Genomic DNA, 20,013 nt, shown 5'->3' with positions numbered 1-20,013 from the left:
AATGCTCATTACACCATTCGGTCAAAATGAACAGCCGCCATGGGATCTGCTGCTTTCAGCTGATCCATCCCGTGAACTCGTCTCGGCCTATCTTAAAAATAGCTTTTGCTATTGTGCTAAGGTAGATAATTCAATAATTGGGATTATCGTCCTGCAGCCAAGAGATAATGAAACTGCAGAAATCATGAACCTTGCAGTACATACCCACATGCAGGGAAAAGGAATCGGACAAGCTCTTATAAAGCAGGGAATCGAGGCTGCCAGGAGTAAAGGCTATAAAACGCTCGAAATCGGTACCGGCAATTCAAGCATTAGTCAGCTTGCCTTATACCAGAAAACAGGTTTCAGGATTATGAAAATCGACCATGACTTTTTTATCCGGAATTATGACCAGCCAATTTTCGAAAATGGAATCCAATGCCGTGACATGATCAGGCTTTCTATGAAAATTAAAGGCAATCCTTAGATTTCAGGATTGCCTTTAAGAGCTTCTTTGATCAGCCTGGGAATTCCTCGATAGATTTCAACAACATCATCCATTTTCATCCTGACAAGACCGCTAGATGATGGAGCAACATAGTCAATAACCCCAGGAACGACTGAATTATCCTGTCTTCCCCATGAAATCTCTTTTCTGCCGCTGTATTGCTGGTACACCCCTTTTCCAACAAAACAAACAATTTTCGGCTTAAAAGCAATTATTTTTAACCTGAGCTCTTCTTTTCCTTGCTGATATTCCTCTTTCGTAATTTCGTCTGCAGCTTTAGTTGGCCTGGCTACAATATTCGTCATTCCAAAACCTAAATCCAATAGCTTGAAGTCTTCAGTTGTATCGTATTTCCTGGGTGTTATGCCTGCTTCATATAAAATTCGCCAAAACCTGTTATTTGGATTGGCATAATGGTGTCCCGTTTCTGAAGAACGGATGCTTGGATTGAATCCAACGAAAATGACATCCAGATTTTTTCGTAAATGATCCGCAATTGTATCCATCCCCATTTCTCCTATTCCCTCCTGCAAGGTTTTGGTTTCTTATCTACTCTTCAAAATCGCGGAGGCAGATCATTGAAATTTCGGATTCCCTGGAATATTCTCAGGTGAAAAAGAAATTCGTCATAATACATCTCCGCTGCATTTTCCAGTGAGTATGCATCTGAAAAATGGTCTAAAAGCTCTGCGTCCAATTCATTTTCCATCCCTGACAGCCACATCTTGAAACCATGTTTTTCATAAACCTCGGACAATCCTGCCCAATCAAACATTTCTTCTAAGTGATGTTCTCCCATTCAATTATACCTCCGGCTTTCACCTCCATTTTTCCATAGTTCCCCAATCATTATACTATTTTAAAAGGCTTTCATAAATTTGAGTGCTGTTTTGCCTTCCATGCGCTTTGCTTTCAGCAAAGGCTGAAGCCTAAAAAAAACGGGAGTTTTTTACCCCGGCTTACTGAGAGATGGCAGCCTGTTCTGCTATACGTTCTGGATGTGTATAGACATTAAGCGAGCGATTACGAATGAATCCAATCGTTGTAATTCCCAATTCTTCCGCAAGTTTTAATGCCAGCTCTGTAGGGGCGGACTTGGATAACACAATTGGACATCCAATTTTAGCAACCTTAAGTAAAATTTCAGAAGAAATCCTGCCGCTGAACACGATTACTTTATCATGGATTGGAATTTCATTTTTCAAGCAATGCCCATAAATTTTATCAAGTGCATTATGCCTTCCAATATCCACACGCGAGACGACCGGGCCAAACAAAGTGCATAAAGCTGCATTATGGACCCCGCCCGTGTTTTTAAACAACTCTGCAGAACCTTGCATTTCGTCCATTAGCCTGAAGCAATCCTCTACTTCTATTTTGTTTTGGAATCTATGCAGCTTTTTGGCTGTCAGAGCATCTGCAGCAAAGACGAAGCCTGAACGGCTTGCTCCGCAGCAGGAGGTTAAATAGCGCTTCCCTTGCAAATTTTTATAAAATGGATTTTCCCTGGTCGTTTTGACATGTACAAAGCCTTCTTTTTCCTGAATCCAGATTTCTTCAATCTCAGAATATTTTTTAATAATACCCTCTGATGCCAGATAGCCAATTACCATATCCTCAATGTAGTCGGGAGTACAGACCATCGTAACAAATTCCTGTCCATTCACTTTTACGGTGACGGTGTATTCTGTCACGATCGTGTCTTCCACTCTCTCGGCCTGGCCATCCCCAAAACGAAGAATTTCTCTTTTCACTTCAACAGGTTCCATGACAGACACCCTCTCTAAAGTTGTTTTTCTTTACTATCCTATAACCCTAACTTCCAAATTTTAAAACCCGCTCAGTCCAGGCACATGTCTTAATTGTTAGATTAATAGAGTGGAATAATAAAAAGCAGGTCTACAGGTAGTGATACCTGCAGCCTGCCTGACTGAGTCCTATTTGGGTTCCAAAGTTCCTTCTTTATTCTGGTGTATATCCTGTTCTTCCGGAAGCTGTGTTGTTCTTTCAAGTCCGCTTGTATCTTCACCCATACCCTTCAAGAATTCGAATAGCAAAGAGAGGGCTCGGTTAATCTCTGGATCCTTCAGGGAGCGGACGATATCAAAGTATCCCAACTTATCATCGTTCTCCCTATATTCTGCAACTCTCGCAATTCCAGAGTTCAGTTTAAGCAGCAGTGGTTCGAGCTGTTGCACGTTGATTGTTCCAAGAACTCCAACCATCAAAAGCAGGTTTTTAAGAGTATTGGTTGCTTCGGGCTTATCTGCAGCCTTCACCAGGACATGCATTACCTTATCGCCCTCTGCGAACAATCCTCCAAGCAATGAAAGAACACCGCGGTTATGCATATGCTTAATGACATCCAGCGATTCCAGGATTGCTTCTTTGTTATCAAGTAAAGCAGTCTCGACTTCCTCTAAATCTACTTTTCTTTTTTGCTCCTCGGTCAACTCGATATGCTGTATTTTCTTTATCGCTTTAGCCATGCTGGGTCCGCTCCTTTTTCACAAGATCACCCGGGAAGATATAATCACGGCGAGCCCACTTCTTCTGTACCTGGACGCCGATTTGCGGCTGTGGGTTCCCATATCGGAAATTGTTCCTCGGCAAAGGATTGACTCCTTCGTATTGTAAAATTTCCATCTTCGCTTTTGTCTCTTTGTAAGCCGGAGTGTCAGTGTCCTTGTCGCCATAACTGCTTGTAAGCAGATTGATCGCAGCGTCACCCTGGTCATTCATAGGCAGGTAAACTTCTTTCCCCTGGACTCTGTCGGTAACAACACATCTAACCTTCACATTGCCATATGGCGATGTCAGCCTTACAAGTGTGCCATCCTTTAAGCCCCGTTCTTCCGCAAGCTCTGGAGAAACTTCCAGGAACGTTTCTGGAGTTTTTGACGTGATCCCTTCAGATCTATATGTTAGATTCCCTTCATGGAAATGCTCCAATAAACGCCCATTGTTTACATGGATGTCATATTCTTCACCATACTGCACTGGAATTGACCATTTTACTGGGTGAAGTCGGGCTTTGCCATCAGGGAATGGAAAATCATCCAAATAAAGGACTGGACTGTCAGTACCATCCTGTGCTACGGGCCACTGCAGACTGTTGTAGCCTTCAAGCCGTTCATATGAAACTCCTGCGTAAATTGGCATCAGGCTTGCAGCTTCCGCCATGACTTCACCTGGATGCTGATATGTCCAGCCTGCACCAAGGCGGTTAGCTACCTCAACCAGGATTTCCCAATCAGGCTTCGATTCACCCATCGGTTCGAATACCTGGTATAAACGCTGGATTCTGCGTTCAGTATTTGTGAATGTTCCCTCTTTTTCAAAGCTTGGGCTTGCTGGCAATACTACATCAGCGAATTGAGCTGTTCTTGAGAAGAACACATCCTGTACAACAAAGAAATCCAATTTTTCATAGGCTGCATGAACGTGGTTGATGTTAGAATCAACCAGTCCCATTTCCTCACCCTTGATGTACAGAGCTTTCAACGTTCCATTATGCATGCCATCAATCATGTCATGATTATTGATCCCTGGCTCAGCCGGAAGCTTCGTGCCCCATACCCGTTCGAATTTCTCGCGAGCAACATCATCAAAAACCTTCTGATATCCCGGAAGTGAGTCAGGGCTGCTTCCGAAATCACCGGCTCCCTGTACATTATTGTGGCCGCGAAGAGGATACGCCCCTGTTCCCGGACGGCCATAATTGCCAGTAATCAACAGCAAGTTGGAGATAGCTGTACTGGTGTCACTGCCGCCGAGATGCTGCGTTACACCCATGGCCCATAAAGCACATACGCTCTTTGCTTCATGAATATGAGCAGCAATTTCGATTAATGTTTCTTTGGAAAGGCCAGTTGTCTTTTCCGCATACTCCAATGTGAACCCTTCGAGGCTATCTACATATTCTGCAAGTCCATTAACTTTATTATTTAAAAATTCCTCGTCTGCCCATCCTTGGTCTACGATATATTTTGTAACTGCCGAAAGCCAGATTAAGTCGGTTCCCGATTTTGGCCTAATAAACAGATCCGCGCGGTCAGCCATTTCATGCTTCCGCAAATCCGCAACTATGACTTTTTGGCCATTCAGCTTTTGGGCCCTTTTTACGCGAGTCGCCAGGACTGGATGGGCCTCTGATGTGTTAGAGCCAATGATAATGACTAAGTCAGACATGGCAATATCCTTAAAGGACCCCGCATCTCCTCCATAACCAACAGTCCTGAATAAGCCCACAGTAGCTGGAGTCTGGCAATATCTTGAGCAGTTGTCGATATTATTTGTCCCAATGACTGCTCTTGCAAGCTTCTGCATTAAATACGATTCTTCATTTGTACACTTAGAGGAAGTGATAAAACCAAGAGAATCTGGTCCATATTCATTCTTGATATCAGTAAATTTGGACGCGATCAGGTTAAGTGCTTCCTCCCACTCTGCTTCTCGGAAGCTGTCGCCTTCACGGATAAGCGGCTTTGTCAGACGTTCTTCACTATTAACAAAATCCCAGCCGAATTTCCCTTTTACACATGTTGAAATTCCATTGGCAGGTGCCTCAATCTGCGGCTCAACCTTAAGTATTTCCCGGCCTTTCGTCCAAACATCGAAGCTGCAGCCTACACCGCAATAAGTACAAACGGTCTTCGTCTTCTTGATTCTGGATTCGCGCATGGCTGCTTCCATATCCGAAATAGCCAGAATAGAACCGTATCCAGTTTCAACACCTTTGGTAATTTCGATCATCGGACGGAGTGTTTCTTTTGCAATTCCAGTCAGGAATCCAGCTTCTCCTTCCATTCCCTTTTCCATCATTGCATTACATGGACAAACAGTTGAACAATGTCCGCATGAAACACAGGAAGATTCATTGATAGGGACATCGTTATCCCAGATTACACGGGGACGGTCACGATCCCAGTCAATTCTAAGAGTTTCGGTAACCTGTACGTCCTGGCATGCTTCCACACATCTTCCGCATAAAATGCACTGGTCAGGATCATACCGGTAGAATGGATTCGAATAATCTTTTTCATATGGCTTATGATCAAACGGGATGCTCTGGTGGTTGATTTTCATTTCTTTGACGGTATTATGTACCTCACAAGTCCCATTGTTGTAATCACAAACCGTACAATATAATTCATGATTAAAAAGAATTTTATCCATGGCGATTGTTTGTGCTTTTTTCACATGTTGAGAGACTGTATCAACAATATCTCCGTTTTTCATTTTTGTTGAACACGATCTGACCATTTCCCCATTTACTTCGACTAAACAAGTGTCACAGGTTTCAATTGGGCCCAGACTCGGATGGTAGCATACACTGGGAACCTCAATCGAGCTGTCAGAAAGGTATTGAAGGATTGTTTGATTTTCATTTGCTGCCACTTCAGCACCGTTGATGGTTACATTAATTTTGCCAGACAAAGCCTCATCTTCCTTTCTTTTTTAAAATAGCCCTATTCCTCACTACCCTATCGAAATAAAAACTTAACCTTTTAAAGCTAATTTTTTAAAAAAATTAGGCTCTGTTAAGTCCGATTGTTGATTTTTAACCCCTGTTGATTGAAGTGGAAGGCGCGCAGACTCCTTCGGGATGAAGCGGGCAGGTGAGACCCCATAGGAGCAAAGCGACGAGGAGGCTCACCGCACGCCCCGAGGAAAGCGAAGCGTCTGGAACGAAAATCAAGAGCCTAGTTTAACAGAGCTTAAAATTAAAAAGCCCCTTCGAAAAATCGAAAGGGCTTTGATCATTTGTTTTGCCTGATAAAAACAATCTGCGACAGACCATTCACTCTTTTAAAAAGCTTCTATGACGTTTTAATATTTCATTTCGACTAACTCTTTGAACCCGTATTCCTTGCACCAAATTCTATGTCCAGAGTACGCAAATCAACAAAATTCACGAAACGCATTTAGATAAAATTACAAAAAACGGCAAGAGTCCTGTGCTGTATCTTCTGATGCAAGGTAATAAAATATTTCGCCATTGGATAATTTATCACTCTTGAAGCCAAACTCTTCGAATTCTTTCCAATCCTCAATGACAAGGATCGCCGAAGAATACAGCAATGCCTGCAGGTGGAAAAGCGAAGTATCTACCGCTGATACATTTCTGCCTGCAGCATCAAGACCTGAGATAACGGCAATCCTCCCCCTAAGACTCAGCCTTTCATACGCATATTCCAAAACATCTGCAAATCGTTTTGATACAGATGCTGCCGTGCCAATTAATTCAGTCCAATTTTCATCAAATACATAAGCCTTCCAGGACTGAGATCCATCACTGTCCGCCGGTAAAAAATCGATCTTTAAATATTGCTCTTCCTCATCAAAGCTGTATATGCACTTGATTCCAGACATGGGAAACCTCCATTATGTATGAGTTTAGTTAAGAAAAGTAGAATTAAGGATTAAAAATGGAAATAAATCAAATACTTTACATAATCATTTTGTTCATAGGAGTTGGTTATTTGCAGAAAAGAAATCTACATATTCTTTTATTTATTATTGTCTTAGCCTTTTTTGCCTGGTCAGCGATAAAGCCTGCCTATTTACCAACGTGGGTGGCAGAGGTTTTACCAGCTATTGTGGCGATCGCAGTAACGGCTTTTCTATACAAAAGATTCCCATTAACCACTCTGTCTTATACCATCATTGCTTTTGTGACAATTCTGATGTTCATTGGCGGGCACTATATCTATGCAAATGTTCCGCTATTCGATTGGCTGAAAGATCATTTTAATTTAAAAAGAAACCATTATGACCGGTTTGGACACTTGATGAAAGGGCTAATCGTCATCATTTTCCGCGAGATCCTGATGAGAAAAACTCCTCTCTCTATAGGAGCACTGGTAAATTGGTTGGCTTTATCAGTAACCCTGTCGATTGCAGCTCTGTATGAAATTATTGAATGGCTATTTGCAACTCTTACAGGAGGAGGTAAAGCGGCTCACGATTTTCTCGGAGCACAGGGGGATTTTTGGGATACTCAATGGGATATGTTCCTTACATTCAGCGGAGCATTGCTTTCCCTGCTTCTTTTCACCAAGATGCATAACAGCCTTCTTGAAAGGGAAATAGGAATAAAACAAAAGGAGGTATACAAATGAAAAAAGATCAGACAACACAAAATCATAATCTGAATGATGAGGAGCAAAAACATAGCATGGTATGCAATGACCAATTATTTTTTCAGGAGTTGAGAATTGCTGCTGAAGAAGCTGAGAAAGACTATGATGATCAAAGGTAATAAAAACTAAAATTGTCGCGAAAGAATGATTTCATTGTGAACGAAAAAAAGGCGGCCATCATGGCTGCCTTTAACATCTCTAATTAATAAACCGGTCTCTCTCTGCAGCTTCTTCCTCTCGCTGTGCCTCTCTTTCCTCATACCAGAATTTGATGTGAGTAAGAATTGAGAACACAAGGAAAAAATTCATCGTCCATACACTGACAAATGGAGCAATTCCCCCAAAGTCTACTGCTTCATATTGTTTTATAACCATTACAATATAAGACTCTATAAACACGAGAACAAAACCAGCAACACCAGCAATAGCCATTCTCATCATAAGTATAACCACCTTAAGTCTAATTATCAGATTATTAAAATAATACGACTTATTATTGCCAAGTGCAACTGTTTTGTTCATAATTTTGCCACATTTAGCTATGACAATTTGTCTTAACATTCGCCGTAAAATTGCTTTATTGCATCAATACTGTTTTATCTGTTCAGCCTTTTTTGTTTCTGCATAATTTCATACGACTTCTGGATAATATCTGTCAAGACATCACCTTTGTAAATCCTGCCGATTTTGGTATTCTCCTGATAATATTCCACAATCTCATCCAACATATCTGAGGTTTCCTTAGCTACTCTTACATTGAGTTGTATTCTTTGGGGTTCATTCATTGCTTATTTCCCTCCAGGTTTCGCGTTTACTCGATATTATTTAACTATCAACCTGCTAGCAGGTGGTATCATGCAGATATTTGTCGCTAACAATTTCTCAATGCCACTTATTTTACCACATACAGACAGGTATTGACACTTCCTTTGGCTTTATGTCTGTTTTGCCTTTTGTCAGTCAGGGTAATTGTAATGAAAACATAGACATGGGGTTTTGACATGGAATTAACTAAATGGTCATACGCAAAGAGATACAATATCAAAGCCCAGTTTAATGATTATCCAAACTCAATCGTCGTATTTAGGAAAATCAAAAACTATTATTTCGTATACACGGTACACTGGTCCTGGCATGATCCTGTTGTCACCAGGGAAGCTCTTGAGGAAATGGAATGGCTGCTTAACCAAGAGCTTGGATCTGCCCACGAATATCGACTGAGGAAGCACCAAAAAAATTCGAATGAAAAATAAATTAATATTTTTATATTTACAACTTCAACCAACTGCTTTAAGATGATTTTGAAACAATAACTGCATATTTTTGGCACTAGGGGAGCTATTCGCTGAGAAGGACTACGTCCTGACCCTTATTACTCGATCTGGATAATACCAGCGTGGGGAAGTGCAGAAGAACCTTTCCGTTACGCTATTCAGAAACGGCTGTATTCTACTGCACCCTTCCCATGGGGTGCAGTTTTTTGTTTTTACATATGGCTATTTATAAGGCAATCGCGTTATTCAACTGTTGTGCCGACAGGAATCTCTGTTGCTTTACAAAGCCAGCTTAAAAATGAAGAGGAGATGAAAAGCAGTGAGTAAAAGATTATGTGGAACAAGCGAAATTTCCGGAGCAAGATTTTCTATCTATCCTATGTCAGACAATTTTGCAGGAATCATTATGTCAACTTTAAATGAGGTGGATACTTCAAAGGTCTGGATAGAGACTGACGATATAAGCACATGTGTCAGGGGCAATTCTGAACACGTATTCGATGTAGTAAAAGCTATCTATCTAAACGCTGCTAAAACAGGGCATCATGTGGTCTTGAATGCAACCTTCTCTAACGGCTGTCCTGGTGATACCACAGGAGATGCCTTTATGACAAATGATCATTTACGTATGAACGAATTGAGCTCGCGTGAAATAAAACAAGAGGTAGCAGTCCAATTCGCCTTATATCCGCTTGGGATACCTACATATATGGATGTCATAATGGGACAGGTCAGAGCCGCACAGCAACAAGGTGTTTTTTCAGGCGGGGTCCACTATGCGTCAAGGATGGACGGAGAGGCAAATAAAGTATTTGAAGCACTCGAGATGGCTTTCGATGGCGCAAGAAAGAGTGATTCTTCACATATCGTCATGACTGTCACAATGTCAGCCAACAGCCCATCAAGAAAGGAGAAGAGATAATGCTTACAAACTGGAAACTTCGTGAGGTGGTAGTATTATCTGTCCTTGCAGTTGTCTTTGGGATTATATATCTCCTATTCCTTCAGCTTGGTAATGTGCTGGTAGGTATGTTCGGATTGATCGGATATGATTTTATTTTCGGGATTTGGTTCATCGTTTCCATCATTGCTTCTTATGTCATAAGAAAACCTGGCGCAGCTCTTCTTTCTGAGACAATTGCCGCGATGATTGAAGTAATGCTTGGCAACGCAGCAGGCCCACGTTTAATCCTTGCAGGAATCATACAGGGATTCGGTGCAGAGGCTGTCTTTGCGGCTGGGAGATGGAAAAACTATTCTGTTTGGGTTCTTATGGCAGCAGGAATGGGATCGTCTGTAACAAGTTTTTTGTGGGGTTATTTTCTGTCCGGTTACACCGCTTTATCTCCTGGATATGTAACAGCCATGTTTTTGGTTAGACTTGCAAGCGGGGCACTCCTGGCCGGTCTTCTGGGGAAATTTATTAGTGACAGCCTGGCAAAGACTGGCGCACTGAACAGCTTCCCAATTGGCAAAGAAACCAGAAAGGCAAAGCAGAATCATGAATTCTCAGCCTAAAGAAAACCTCCTAACTGTATCTGGTCTCTCCTTTGCTTTCGATACCGGAGGCAAAGTGTTAAATGGCATTTCATTCAGCATGCAAAAAGATGAAACTGTACTGGTGCTTGGGCCAAGCGGTTCAGGTAAAAGCACATTAGCTTATTGCCTGAATAATATATACCCATCTTCCGTTGATGGAATTATGGAGGGTACAATCCAGTTTCACGGCAGAAACACATCATCCTTTGGCCCGGGCGAAATAAATCAAAAAGTTGGTCTTGTCCTCCAGGATCCAGATGCACAATTTTGTATGCTGACAGTGGAAGATGAGCTCGCTTTCGTACTAGAGAACATCCAGACACCAAGATCACAGATGACAGAGAAAATCGATTGGGCTTTAAGTTTAGTCGATATGTTATCAATGAAAGAGCGAATGATCCATACTTTGTCCGGCGGGCAAAAGCAAAAGTTAGCAATTGCATGTGCCCTTGTAATGAAACCGGAATTACTGATCCTGGATGAACCAACAGCTAATCTCGATCCTGTATCAAGCATGGAATTGACTGAGACATTGAAGGAACTAAAGCTTAAGAACTCTCTGAGCATTTTAATCATAGAGCATAATCTGGAAAATTGGATTGGAATCATTGACCGCTGCGTGATTTTAAATGCTAGAGGACAATTGATTTTCGATGGGAATCCAAGAGTTTGTTTTACTGATTATGCACATGAGCTGGCAAAGGAAGGCATCTGGCTTCCCAGGACTGTCTGCGCTGCTATTAAGTTGGAGGAATCAGGGTTGATAAGTTCTTCTGCCTATCCACTGTCAGTCGAAGAACTAATTGAACAGATCGACGACACAGAAAAAGCTTTGTCATTATTAAAAAATACAAGAATCAGCTCTTTTCCACTCGAAAAAAAACCTGTTTTCCATGTCGATCGAATAAGTTGTTCTAAAGCTGGTACAACACTCATTAGTAATCTTTCTTTTTCAATCGCATCAGGAGAGTTCATTGCTATTGCAGGTATGAATGGTTCGGGCAAAACCACCTTAACCAAATGCTTGACAGGACTTCAGTCGATTGCCGCAGGCAGTATTTCATTTGAAGGAATCTCCCTCATTAAATGGCGAGAAGAAGAAAAATGGAAGAGAATTGGGTATGTCTTTCAAAACCCTGAACATCAGTTTATTACAGATTCAGTATTTGAAGAAATTAAATTCAGTCTTCATACAGACGGCGATACAGATGGGAAGATAAAAGAAATTGCTGATTCGCTCAATTTATCAGGTCGACTTTCCCAGCACCCTTTTTCCCTGAGCCAGGGGCAAAAAAGAAGGCTAAGTGTAGGAATTATGCTGATTAATGGCCAGCAGGTCTTAATTCTAGATGAACCAACATTTGGACAGGATGCTAATACCTCCAGGCAATTAATCGAGTGGGTCACTGATTCTGTACCAGAAACAGGCTGCGTAATCATGATTACACATGACATGGACATAATCGATCAATATGCTGATAAGGTACTGGTAGTGCACAAAGGGTCAGATTTGTTTTTTGGAACTCCATCTGAATTATGGAGAAATGAAGAAATCCTTTCAACAGCAAAGTTAAAGCTCCCTTTCAGTATGGAATTTGAAAACAAAATGAAGCAGAATCAAGGTGGAAGTTATGCTGTTAAATGATTTGAATCCGAGTATCAAAGCAATCAGCATTGTCATCTGCATCTTTTTGCTGTCAATTTTCTTTGACCCGGTTACACCCTTGGTCAGTTTGGGTATAACGATATTCTTAACCTTTATACTGGGTAAGGTAAGCTTCAAGAAATGGATACTTTTATTTGCTCCATTTCTTTTTATGTCTGCAGTCTATGTGTGGTCATCACTTGTATTTCCAAGAGTGGATCCTGGCGATAAAATAATATGGGAATGGGCTTTCATTTCCATTACAGCGGACGGCCTTGAAAGAAGCATGTCTCTTGGTTTAAGGATGCTTAGCTTTGCATCTTTATCGCTAATGTTTGCTTTGACTACTAATCCTGTCGATTTTTTACTCAGTCTGATGCAGCAATGCAAAATGCCTCCGAAACTTGCTTATTCCATCATGGCAGGCTATCAGTTCATTCCTCTAATGAAGGAAGAATATGAAATCATCAAGTGTGCACATCAGGTTAGAGGCGCCGGCAGGACCCTGACGCTTATGGATAAGGTAAAACAAATCAAGAAGTATTCCATTCCTCTGCTTGCAAGCGGCATCAGAAAAGCAGAGCGGACAGCATTAGCTATGGAGTCAAAAGGGTTTACAGGCAAAAAAAACAGGGAGTTTTACCGGGTCATCAGAATCTCAGGAACCGACTGGCTATTCATGATTATCATGATTTCTGTCATTTTAATCAGTGCCTGGTCCTCCTATGAGCTTGGATTCCTCCGGATCTATAACGGTGAACTATGAAGAAACCCGGCACTTTTTTGTGCCGGGTTCCTCTAGCTTTTATTTTGCAGACACGATTGCTTCCCAATCGATGGTTCCATTCTTGATTTGTTCACGCTTTTCCTTATTCATGATATCAGCAGGTTTCCCGCCCTTTGGCCAATCTTTGTCATGGCCGCCGAATTCAGGACGATCATGTGACAGGATATACGCGGCTACATTGATAGCATCCTGATCTGATAAAGTACCTCCCTGTCCTTTAGGCATGTTTTTCTGCACATAACCAGCCATCTTAGTCAGCCTGGCCATCCCTGCTCCATCATTGAAGGAATTTTCACCCCAGACTGCTGGACCAGTAGTTGCACCGGTTCCTCCACCGTCAGCTGCGTGGCAGCTTGCACATGATTGTGCATATAACTTTTCGCCATCCTCAACACTTGGGACTGGGAATTGTTTAGGTTCTTTCGCTGCTCTCCAGGGAAGCTCGGCCCCTGCTGGTACACCTTCTGACATATATTGCAGATAGGCAATCATCGCTCGCATTTCTTTACTGTCATTCGGAAACATTTCACCATTCATGCTGCGGATCATACAGCCATTGATTCGATCTTCCAGCGTATAAACTTCACCCTCACGAGGTCTGTATTCAGGATAGACCGCTGATAAACCGACCATTGGCGCTTCCTCTTTAACAATTCCGCCGTTCGCATGGCAGCTGGCACATGACAGGTTATTTCCTACATTCCCATCCGCTACTGTATTCGTTTCCATCATCAATTGATGACCATATTTGATGCTTTCTCCGAGTGGACCGTCTGGGACATCATCCATACTTGGCGGATTGAATTCAATTTCGTTGCTGGCAGTTTCAGTTTGTGTCTCCGGTGCCACTGCAGTTTCTGTAGGGCCCAGGTCCTGACTGATTTTCCAGCCGACCAATAATGAACCGAAAATTAAAAAACCAATAATGATTGCAAGACTATTTTTCATGCTATTTCCTCCTTATGCAGATTCATAATCAACTTCCTATATACCCATATTAGTATAAATGGATTCATTTTTTTCAGGTTAAATATGTATAAATGATGAAAACTGTTCAAATAGAAAAAAGAGCAGGATTTACCTACTCTTTCAATAGCAGCCTATTTTTCTTTTGTAAAAAAGTAAAGGAACCACACCGCATGGTTTTGTTCATCAAAAGCAGCCCTGCGAAAAACATCTTTAACTGCAGGATCTGCTGCCTCATCAGCAATTTCGTGGTAAAAATCCGTAGTCAATTGTTCATCTTTTATAGAAGCTTCAAGTCCTTCAAGGTAAGTATTTGCACATTCCTCTGACATTTGCGGCTGAGGCTGTCTTCCAGTCAGGTTTACATAGATTTGGGTAAACTGCTGAAGATGTTTTTTTTCATCTCTTAGTATTTCGTTAATTTGCCCACGCTGCACCTCGTTGGGTGCCATTTGAGCGAGTCGCGCATAGCATTGCGTTGCAGTATACTCCCCATTGATCGCTTTCGTCAGGTCATTGATCAGCTTTTCATTTTGTCTGTAATGATAATAATAAGGATACATACACGAACCTCCCCAAATTATTTTTATCATTCTATGGGAAGGCGTGATTACTGTGCATGTATTTATTTATTGTTAATTCCTTCAAATTCAATAAAGATCCCTTTTAAGTATTGCTTTTCATTAATTACGTCGATGCCCGATTCCTTCATATATCTGCCTGTATCCCTATTTAGATGGCAGCCGTCACAAAGCTTCTTCCAGGCGGGAGTCAGAATATCCTGTAAAGCTGCCAAAGAAGCGGATTCTGTCCTTACATGCTCAAATAGAATTATTCTGCCACCTTTTTTACAGACTCTTCTCATTTCCTGAAAAACCTTATGTGGATCATTGACGGAACACAGCACTAATGTTGCAACAACGGTATCGAATTCTCCATCCCGAAAAGGCATATCCTCGGCTACCCCCTGATGGAAGATTATTGGTAAGCCACTTTCCTTTGCCTTCTCTTTAGCCTGCTCGATCATAAAGGGATTAGGTTCAATTGTAGTTACAGCTGCTACCTTGTCCGAGGAATAATACTGAAAATTCGCCCCGGTTCCCGCACCTATTTCCAGTATATTTCCCTCAAGGCCGGATACAATATTTTTTCGGACTCTAGCAATCCACTTTTTCTCAAGAGGACCCATTAAGGTATCATATAAACTAGCAAATAACTTGGCCACATTCAAACTCCTAACATCGCATTTTGTTTATTATAAAAAAAATAGCCTAAAAAAGCTAATCAGCTTATTCAAGGCTATTTTTATACTGTTCATAGATATTGGCGGCAATGCTGATCAATTCTTTTACTTCTTCTTTAATTTTATTATATTTTGACTTCATTGGGCTGCTGAGTCCGTAATTGAAATCAATATGATATGGTTCAATCCCAATAAGTTTGCCCTTTTTATTCCCAAGCATATGAAGCAAATGGAAATTATGGGCTGCAAAACCTGAATCCAGCCGGGACAATTCAGCAAGGTCAAATTGAAAAACATTCCCCTTTTCCCTTCCTTGCTGCACGGCATCAAGGACGATGAGGTATTCCTCCTCTTCAGCCTCTGAAAGGCAGTAATCTACATCTGTCTCGCCTGCAAGATAACGGATATTTTCGTTCTTATTTTCCGTTTGCAGCTCCCTGGCAAGGTACACACCTATTCCATCATCCTGCATCAATATATTTCCAATCCCAATAACTAGCATCTAAAACACCTTAATGGACCGCGTTTTTTTCCCTGGCCGATAAACATGGGTGGCACATGACATGCAGGGGTCAAATGTACGTAAAATACGGCCGAGTTCAACTGGATTATCAGGATCCTTAAGAACTGTATTCATTAGGGCCAATTCTGCTGTTCCTTTGCTTGATTCATCGCTTGCTGAAAAATCCCATGCGGAAGGAGTGATAATTTGGTAGAACGAGATTACACCATTTTCGATTTTCACCCAATGCCCTAATGAGCCCCTTGTTGTCTCAACCAGCCCGGCTCCCTGGGCATGGTCCGGTATCTGCCACTTTTTCTGGACATGGGTACCAGGTATGATTTGATCAATTAGCACCTTCATAATCTCAGATATTTTTTTAGCCTCCAAAGTCCTGGCAATTGTCCGGTCCATCGCTGATATTCCATTACGATAATCCCCGCTCAGCCATAGCCTTGCCAAAGGGCCTACTTCCATTGGAACACCCTTGTAGCGAGGCGCCTTAACAAATGTATAGGCCTCCTCCTTCTCCATATCGGGTTCTGTCATTTCGTCAAAAGGGCGGGAAGATTCATTGCCTTTATACCAGGAATAGCGGATTTTTTCTTCTATTTGGCCCGCGTCAAAGGCTTCAATACGGTCATTTATATAAACAAGGGGAGCTGTGTATAAAGTACCGAGCTTCTCATAATTATGAAAGGCACCAAACGACATGAAGTTCCCCGGTCCCCCGCCCAGCTGGTATAAATCAGGATAATAGTTTGCAATTGTATAAGTATCTGGAATCATTTTTTCTTCTATAAAACGGCTAACTTTATCAAGGATTGATTTAATATGAACGATTTTTTCAGCATCTGGAGGTGTGGTGAATCCACCTACAAAAACTCCATGGTTATGAGGTGCCTTCCCTCCGAGTACTGCAAGCATCTGGTGGGCTAGTCTGCTATAATTCAATGATTCGAAATAGTTTTCCGCCAGCCTGTTATTAATGTTCTCTGGTATTCTATAATCAGTGATTTCAGAATGAAATAGCGGGAATTCCGCAGGCATCTTTACGTAATCTGGCAGAGAATATTGATAAAAATGCCTTAGATGATTTTGCAAAAACTCACAGCAATGAATTAAATCGCGGATATATCTGCCCTGGTCTGTTACCTCAATGTCCAGCGCTGACTCAAGTGCGGTTGACGATGCAACAGAATGTGCTGTTGAACAGATTCCGCATATTCTCTGTGTCAGGTAAATCGCATCAAAAGGGCTCCTCCCAACCATCATTTGTTCAAATCCCCGGAACATCACGCCCTTGGTTTTAGCATCTGCTACTTCATTATTTTCTACCTGCACATCGAGCTCCAAAAAGCCACTCAGCCTTGTAACCGGATTGATCACAATCCTCCTGCTTCCTGACATATCTTCTACTCCCTTGTGGTGTTGTATGAAATGAAAGGGGCCATTCGATCAGGAAATCCTGATTGAGCACAACCTATACAAGTACTTGCCCCTATTGGCCAGTTCACATGTCCATTCCATTGCCTTGTCGGGCAATCTACTCTTGTTACCGGGCCGCGGCAGCCGAGCTTGAATAAACAATAAGGCTCTCCCAGCGTCTCAGAGAAAATCCCCTTATCGAAATATGGCCTGCGAGGGCATCGATCATGGATTAAATCACTATAGAACATTTTCGGCCGCTGCTGACTGTCGAGTTCCGGCTGTCCATAAAGCAGCAGATGTGCCAGAGTGCCGAGGAACCAGTCGGGATGGACAGGGCATCCAGGCAGTTTGATCATTTCCCTTTCTGTCAATACTGCCTGGAGCCCGACCGACTGCGACAAGTTCGGCCTGGCAGCTGACGGGCCACCATCAACAGCACAAGCACCAATTGCAATAATGGAGCTTGCCTTTTCCCCAAGCATTTTGGCTGCCTGCAAACCGGTAACAGGTTTTCCTTGCCTGCTGCCGACTAGCTGAAACATTCCTTCGTTCCTTAATGCAACAGCTCCTTCGACAGCTAGAATGAACTCCTCTCCACTTTCAGCAAGCTCAAATAATTTGTCTATTGCGTTATCCCCATCTGCAACCATCATGCTGTTGCTATAGACTAAATCAACCATTTGGGTGATCGCGTACTCAAAGTCAGGCTGAAATCCATTCAACAAAGAAATCACATTACCGGAACAGCCATTAAGCTCCAGCCAGACAAGCTTCTTCTTTTCCACTTGCCTATTTTGCAAACCATTCATTGCCTGAGCATATAATCTCTTCGCCACCGCCTCATTCGTCATTGGCTCAGGAGGCAGTATTCCTTCAGCTTTCGAGTTCTTCATCCTGCCAGCCTCCCAATCGCTTTTAGCTGAGCCAATATCCATTGCTGCCCAGCATGGCAGCTTGCAAATTCCGCGGTCAATTCCCTGCCTGCTCTCAGTCCAAAATGAGTCGCAGCAGACCAGGCCGCATTATTGGTAACATCATAGACAATCCCATTCACCGCAACGTATGCAGGCATTCCGTTCAGCCCCGTGAATTGAGCAAGCTGCTCCCTTGTGAAAGTCTGGCCATTTGGATTTCCAGTATCTGATGTCAGGGGATTTGCAGGTTGACTTGAGAGCGTCTGTGTATCCTGGTTTGCTGGCTGGAATGGAATTGGTGGGGCTGTGGGATAAACCTGCTGTGTAAGGGGCTGAGGAGCTGCTGAGTATCCGGGCAGTGCTGATTGAGTCTTGCGGCCGTTGGCTTTAACAGGAACACCCTGAACAGGAATTGCCGGTATATTAAATTGTTGGAAAGGATGAGTGCTATTTGGCCTCTGCAGCTGCTGTAAAGCTTTATTCCGTTCAATCTGAATAAGATGTGTCAGGAATTCTAAACGAGCAATCATAGTCCAAAGTTGATTTAATGCATAATTGCGTACCTGAAGCTCCCGTACTGAATAAATCATGCTCATTATATATTGCATTTCAGAAAAAGTGGCAGCAATCTCGCTGTCGGTCATATAGGTATTTGCCAATTCTGTTTACCCCCTTAAAAGTTACAGGTTTTGGGGAGAAGTTCATACAATTCCTTTGATAAGTCTATTCATGTAATCCCTAAATAGAACAGGAAGGATGTGGTACATATTCAGCCGTATGTAACCGTGATACATTTTCTTCCCGACTACAGTTCAAACCAATCTGCTTGATCATCTGAAAAACTTTCCTCATTAAAAAGACAGGCGCCAGCATAAGCGTCTGTCTCTCTATACCGTTTTAAGGCTTCAACACTACCTTAATACAGTCATCTTTCTTATCATTGAATATTTCATATCCCTTTGCAGCGTCCTCCAATGGGATCTTGTGAGTGATGATATCGGTTGGATCAAATTCTCCATTCACGACCATATCGAATAGCTTTGGCATGTAATGGATGACTGGTGCCTGACCCATCTTCATTGTTATATTGCGTTCGAAGAAGCGGCCAAGCGGGAACATATTGTAACGCAAACCGTAAACGCCTGTAAGCTGGACGGTTCCAAATTTCCGAACTGCTGTATGGGCAATTTCAATTGCAGATAGAGTTCCGCCCTGAAGCTTCAATTTTTGTTCGACTTTCTCAACTGCTGATTTTTTTCCATCCATACCCACGCAGTCAATGACGACATCTGCCCCGCCATCAGTCAGGTCCTGAAGGAATTTCCCCGGGTCATCCTGCTGGGTAAAATCAAAAATTTCAACATTGTTTGTTGATTTGGCATGCATAAGCCTATAATCCAGATGATCCACTGCGATCACTCGCTTTGCGCCTTTCATCCAGGCGAACTTTTGGGTCATCAATCCTACCGGCCCGGACCCAAGGACGATGACAGTATCCCCTTTTTTCACACCTGCATGTTCAACACTCCACCACGCGGTCGGGATAACATCTGATAAGAATAACAAAGACTCATCCTCAAGCTCACAGGATTCAGGTACCACGAATGAAGTGAAATCCGCAAAAGGCACCTTTAGATATTCAGCCTGCCCGCCCGGATGGTTCCCGTATTGTTCTGTATAACCGAAATACGCGCCAGTGTCCTTAAATTCATTGGTGTTATCGCATTGACTTTCCATTTGGTTTTGGCAGTAAAAGCACTCACCACACGATACGTTGAATGGAATGACAACCCGGTCGCCCTTTTTCACTTTTGTAACTCCAGGACCTACTTCCTCAACAATTCCCATCGGTTCATGGCCGATAATATAGCCAGGACGCAATGGCATGTTACCCTGATACAAATGCAGATCAGAACCGCATATAGCAGTCGAGGTAATTTTAACAATCATATCTTTTTCATGTTCTATTTTCGGAGCTTCAACATTTTTGACTTGTACATCATTCGAACCTTGATACGTAACTGCTTTCAATTCACTCCACCCCATTCCTTTATTTACATTAAGAAGAATTCCCTTGATT

Annotated in this window: 24 protein-coding genes and 1 riboswitch; of the genes, 8 read left to right on the top strand and 16 right to left on the bottom strand. The window is 42.3% G+C overall.

The genetic code is table 11. The features are described from left to right. Position 1 precedes the first annotated feature (1 nt). Complete coding sequence (locus tag AC3EBE_RS16710; RefSeq protein WP_488596176.1) at positions 2-466, top strand: GNAT family N-acetyltransferase; 465 nt, start codon at positions 2-4, stop codon at positions 464-466. On the opposite strand, the gene AC3EBE_RS16705 is transcribed toward AC3EBE_RS16710, so the two are convergent. From AC3EBE_RS16705 to AC3EBE_RS16680, 6 genes are all read right to left on the bottom strand, one after another. Then, positions 463-993 (bottom strand): mismatch-specific DNA-glycosylase, encoded by a 531-nt coding sequence (locus AC3EBE_RS16705; RefSeq protein ID WP_488596175.1) that lies wholly within the window; start codon positions 991-993, stop codon positions 463-465. The genes AC3EBE_RS16710 and AC3EBE_RS16705 overlap by 4 nt on opposite strands. Before the next feature lie 50 nt (positions 994-1,043). Next, on the bottom strand, positions 1,044-1,286 hold the full coding sequence (locus tag AC3EBE_RS16700) for a hypothetical protein (RefSeq protein ID WP_488596174.1): 243 nt from the start codon (positions 1,284-1,286) through the stop codon (positions 1,044-1,046). A gap of 160 nt (positions 1,287-1,446) precedes the next feature. Further along, complete coding sequence (gene fdhD, locus AC3EBE_RS16695; RefSeq protein WP_488596173.1) at positions 1,447-2,256, bottom strand: formate dehydrogenase accessory sulfurtransferase FdhD; 810 nt, start codon at positions 2,254-2,256, stop codon at positions 1,447-1,449. A 168-nt stretch (positions 2,257-2,424) separates the two neighbouring features. Next, on the bottom strand, positions 2,425-2,976 hold the full coding sequence (locus tag AC3EBE_RS16690) for a helical membrane plugin domain-containing protein (RefSeq protein ID WP_488596172.1): 552 nt from the start codon (positions 2,974-2,976) through the stop codon (positions 2,425-2,427). Beyond that, positions 2,969-5,926: a formate dehydrogenase subunit alpha gene (gene fdhF, locus AC3EBE_RS16685; RefSeq protein ID WP_488596171.1), complete on the bottom strand. Its 2,958-nt coding sequence runs from the start codon at positions 5,924-5,926 to the stop codon at positions 2,969-2,971. Before fdhF ends, AC3EBE_RS16690 begins: the two co-directional genes overlap by 8 nt. 498 nt (positions 5,927-6,424) lie before the next feature. Then, a complete protein-coding gene (locus AC3EBE_RS16680) occupies positions 6,425-6,862 on the bottom strand; it encodes a hypothetical protein (protein ID WP_488596170.1) in 438 nt (145 codons plus the stop codon). A 110-nt stretch (positions 6,863-6,972) separates the two neighbouring features. Between AC3EBE_RS16680 and AC3EBE_RS16675 the strand changes: the two genes are divergently transcribed. Then, positions 6,973-7,611, top strand: coding sequence for a DUF2238 domain-containing protein (locus AC3EBE_RS16675; RefSeq protein ID WP_488596169.1), 639 nt, complete (start codon positions 6,973-6,975; stop codon positions 7,609-7,611). Then, positions 7,608-7,751, top strand: a complete 144-nt coding sequence (locus AC3EBE_RS16670; protein ID WP_488596168.1) for a hypothetical protein — start codon at positions 7,608-7,610, stop codon at positions 7,749-7,751. The genes AC3EBE_RS16675 and AC3EBE_RS16670 overlap by 4 nt, the downstream gene beginning before the upstream one ends. A gap of 79 nt (positions 7,752-7,830) precedes the next feature. Here AC3EBE_RS16670 and AC3EBE_RS16665 read toward each other — a convergent pair whose 3' ends face one another. Further along, on the bottom strand, positions 7,831-8,073 hold the full coding sequence (locus AC3EBE_RS16665) for a hypothetical protein (RefSeq protein WP_488596167.1): 243 nt from the start codon (positions 8,071-8,073) through the stop codon (positions 7,831-7,833). A 155-nt stretch (positions 8,074-8,228) separates the two neighbouring features. Beyond that, positions 8,229-8,417 carry a hypothetical protein gene (locus AC3EBE_RS16660; protein ID WP_488596166.1) on the bottom strand — a complete coding sequence of 63 codons (189 nt, stop codon included), beginning with the start codon at positions 8,415-8,417 and terminating at the stop codon, positions 8,229-8,231. A 216-nt stretch (positions 8,418-8,633) separates the two neighbouring features. On the opposite strand from AC3EBE_RS16660, the gene AC3EBE_RS16655 reads away from it, so the two are divergent. The 5 genes from AC3EBE_RS16655 to AC3EBE_RS16635 all read left to right on the top strand — a co-directional run bounded on the left by AC3EBE_RS16655 (position 8,634) and on the right by AC3EBE_RS16635 (position 12,856). Then, positions 8,634-8,885: a hypothetical protein gene (locus AC3EBE_RS16655; RefSeq protein ID WP_488596165.1), complete on the top strand. Its 252-nt coding sequence runs from the start codon at positions 8,634-8,636 to the stop codon at positions 8,883-8,885. Positions 8,886-8,953: 68 nt separating this feature from the next. Beyond that, positions 8,954-9,052: riboswitch (TPP riboswitch) on the top strand. A gap of 173 nt (positions 9,053-9,225) precedes the next feature. Further along, the gene (locus AC3EBE_RS16650) at positions 9,226-9,828 is read left to right on the top strand and encodes a YkoF family thiamine/hydroxymethylpyrimidine-binding protein (RefSeq protein ID WP_488596164.1); all 603 of its coding nucleotides are present in this window, start codon (positions 9,226-9,228) and stop codon (positions 9,826-9,828) included. Beyond that, positions 9,828-10,424, top strand: coding sequence for an ECF transporter S component (locus AC3EBE_RS16645; RefSeq protein ID WP_488596163.1), 597 nt, complete (start codon positions 9,828-9,830; stop codon positions 10,422-10,424). The genes AC3EBE_RS16650 and AC3EBE_RS16645 overlap by 1 nt, the downstream gene beginning before the upstream one ends. Continuing rightward, the gene (locus AC3EBE_RS16640; RefSeq protein WP_488596268.1) at positions 10,408-12,090 is read left to right on the top strand and encodes an ABC transporter ATP-binding protein; all 1,683 of its coding nucleotides are present in this window, start codon (positions 10,408-10,410) and stop codon (positions 12,088-12,090) included. Before AC3EBE_RS16645 ends, AC3EBE_RS16640 begins: the two co-directional genes overlap by 17 nt. Beyond that, positions 12,077-12,856 carry an energy-coupling factor transporter transmembrane component T family protein gene (locus AC3EBE_RS16635; protein ID WP_488596162.1) on the top strand — a complete coding sequence of 260 codons (780 nt, stop codon included), beginning with the start codon at positions 12,077-12,079 and terminating at the stop codon, positions 12,854-12,856. Before AC3EBE_RS16640 ends, AC3EBE_RS16635 begins: the two co-directional genes overlap by 14 nt. A gap of 39 nt (positions 12,857-12,895) precedes the next feature. Here AC3EBE_RS16635 and AC3EBE_RS16630 read toward each other — a convergent pair whose 3' ends face one another. From AC3EBE_RS16630 to AC3EBE_RS16595, 8 genes are all read right to left on the bottom strand, one after another. Next, complete coding sequence (locus AC3EBE_RS16630) at positions 12,896-13,825, bottom strand: c-type cytochrome (RefSeq protein WP_488596161.1); 930 nt, start codon at positions 13,823-13,825, stop codon at positions 12,896-12,898. Positions 13,826-13,977: 152 nt separating this feature from the next. Continuing rightward, positions 13,978-14,406: a ferritin-like domain-containing protein gene (locus AC3EBE_RS16625; RefSeq protein ID WP_488596160.1), complete on the bottom strand. Its 429-nt coding sequence runs from the start codon at positions 14,404-14,406 to the stop codon at positions 13,978-13,980. A 62-nt stretch (positions 14,407-14,468) separates the two neighbouring features. After that, on the bottom strand, positions 14,469-15,068 hold the full coding sequence (locus AC3EBE_RS16620; protein ID WP_488596159.1) for a class I SAM-dependent methyltransferase: 600 nt from the start codon (positions 15,066-15,068) through the stop codon (positions 14,469-14,471). Between the two features lie 64 nt (positions 15,069-15,132). Beyond that, positions 15,133-15,588 carry a hydrogenase maturation protease gene (locus AC3EBE_RS16615; protein ID WP_488596158.1) on the bottom strand — a complete coding sequence of 152 codons (456 nt, stop codon included), beginning with the start codon at positions 15,586-15,588 and terminating at the stop codon, positions 15,133-15,135. Then, entirely contained in the window at positions 15,589-16,998 is a 1,410-nt protein-coding gene (locus AC3EBE_RS16610) for a nickel-dependent hydrogenase large subunit (protein ID WP_488596157.1), read from the bottom strand. 5 nt (positions 16,999-17,003) lie between these two features. Further along, the gene (locus AC3EBE_RS16605; protein ID WP_488596156.1) at positions 17,004-17,912 is read right to left on the bottom strand and encodes a hydrogenase small subunit; all 909 of its coding nucleotides are present in this window, start codon (positions 17,910-17,912) and stop codon (positions 17,004-17,006) included. Further along, positions 17,909-18,592, bottom strand: coding sequence for a cytochrome b5 domain-containing protein (locus AC3EBE_RS16600; RefSeq protein WP_488596155.1), 684 nt, complete (start codon positions 18,590-18,592; stop codon positions 17,909-17,911). The genes AC3EBE_RS16605 and AC3EBE_RS16600 overlap by 4 nt, the downstream gene beginning before the upstream one ends. Positions 18,593-18,830: 238 nt before the next feature. Then, complete coding sequence (locus AC3EBE_RS16595) at positions 18,831-19,964, bottom strand: zinc-dependent alcohol dehydrogenase (RefSeq protein WP_488596154.1); 1,134 nt, start codon at positions 19,962-19,964, stop codon at positions 18,831-18,833. Between the last annotated feature and the right edge of the window lie 49 nt (positions 19,965-20,013).

Source organism: Mesobacillus sp. (assembly GCF_057785455.1).
The sequence above is the reverse complement of the archived record's forward strand: the minus strand, read 5'-3'. Positions and strand labels throughout refer to the sequence as shown.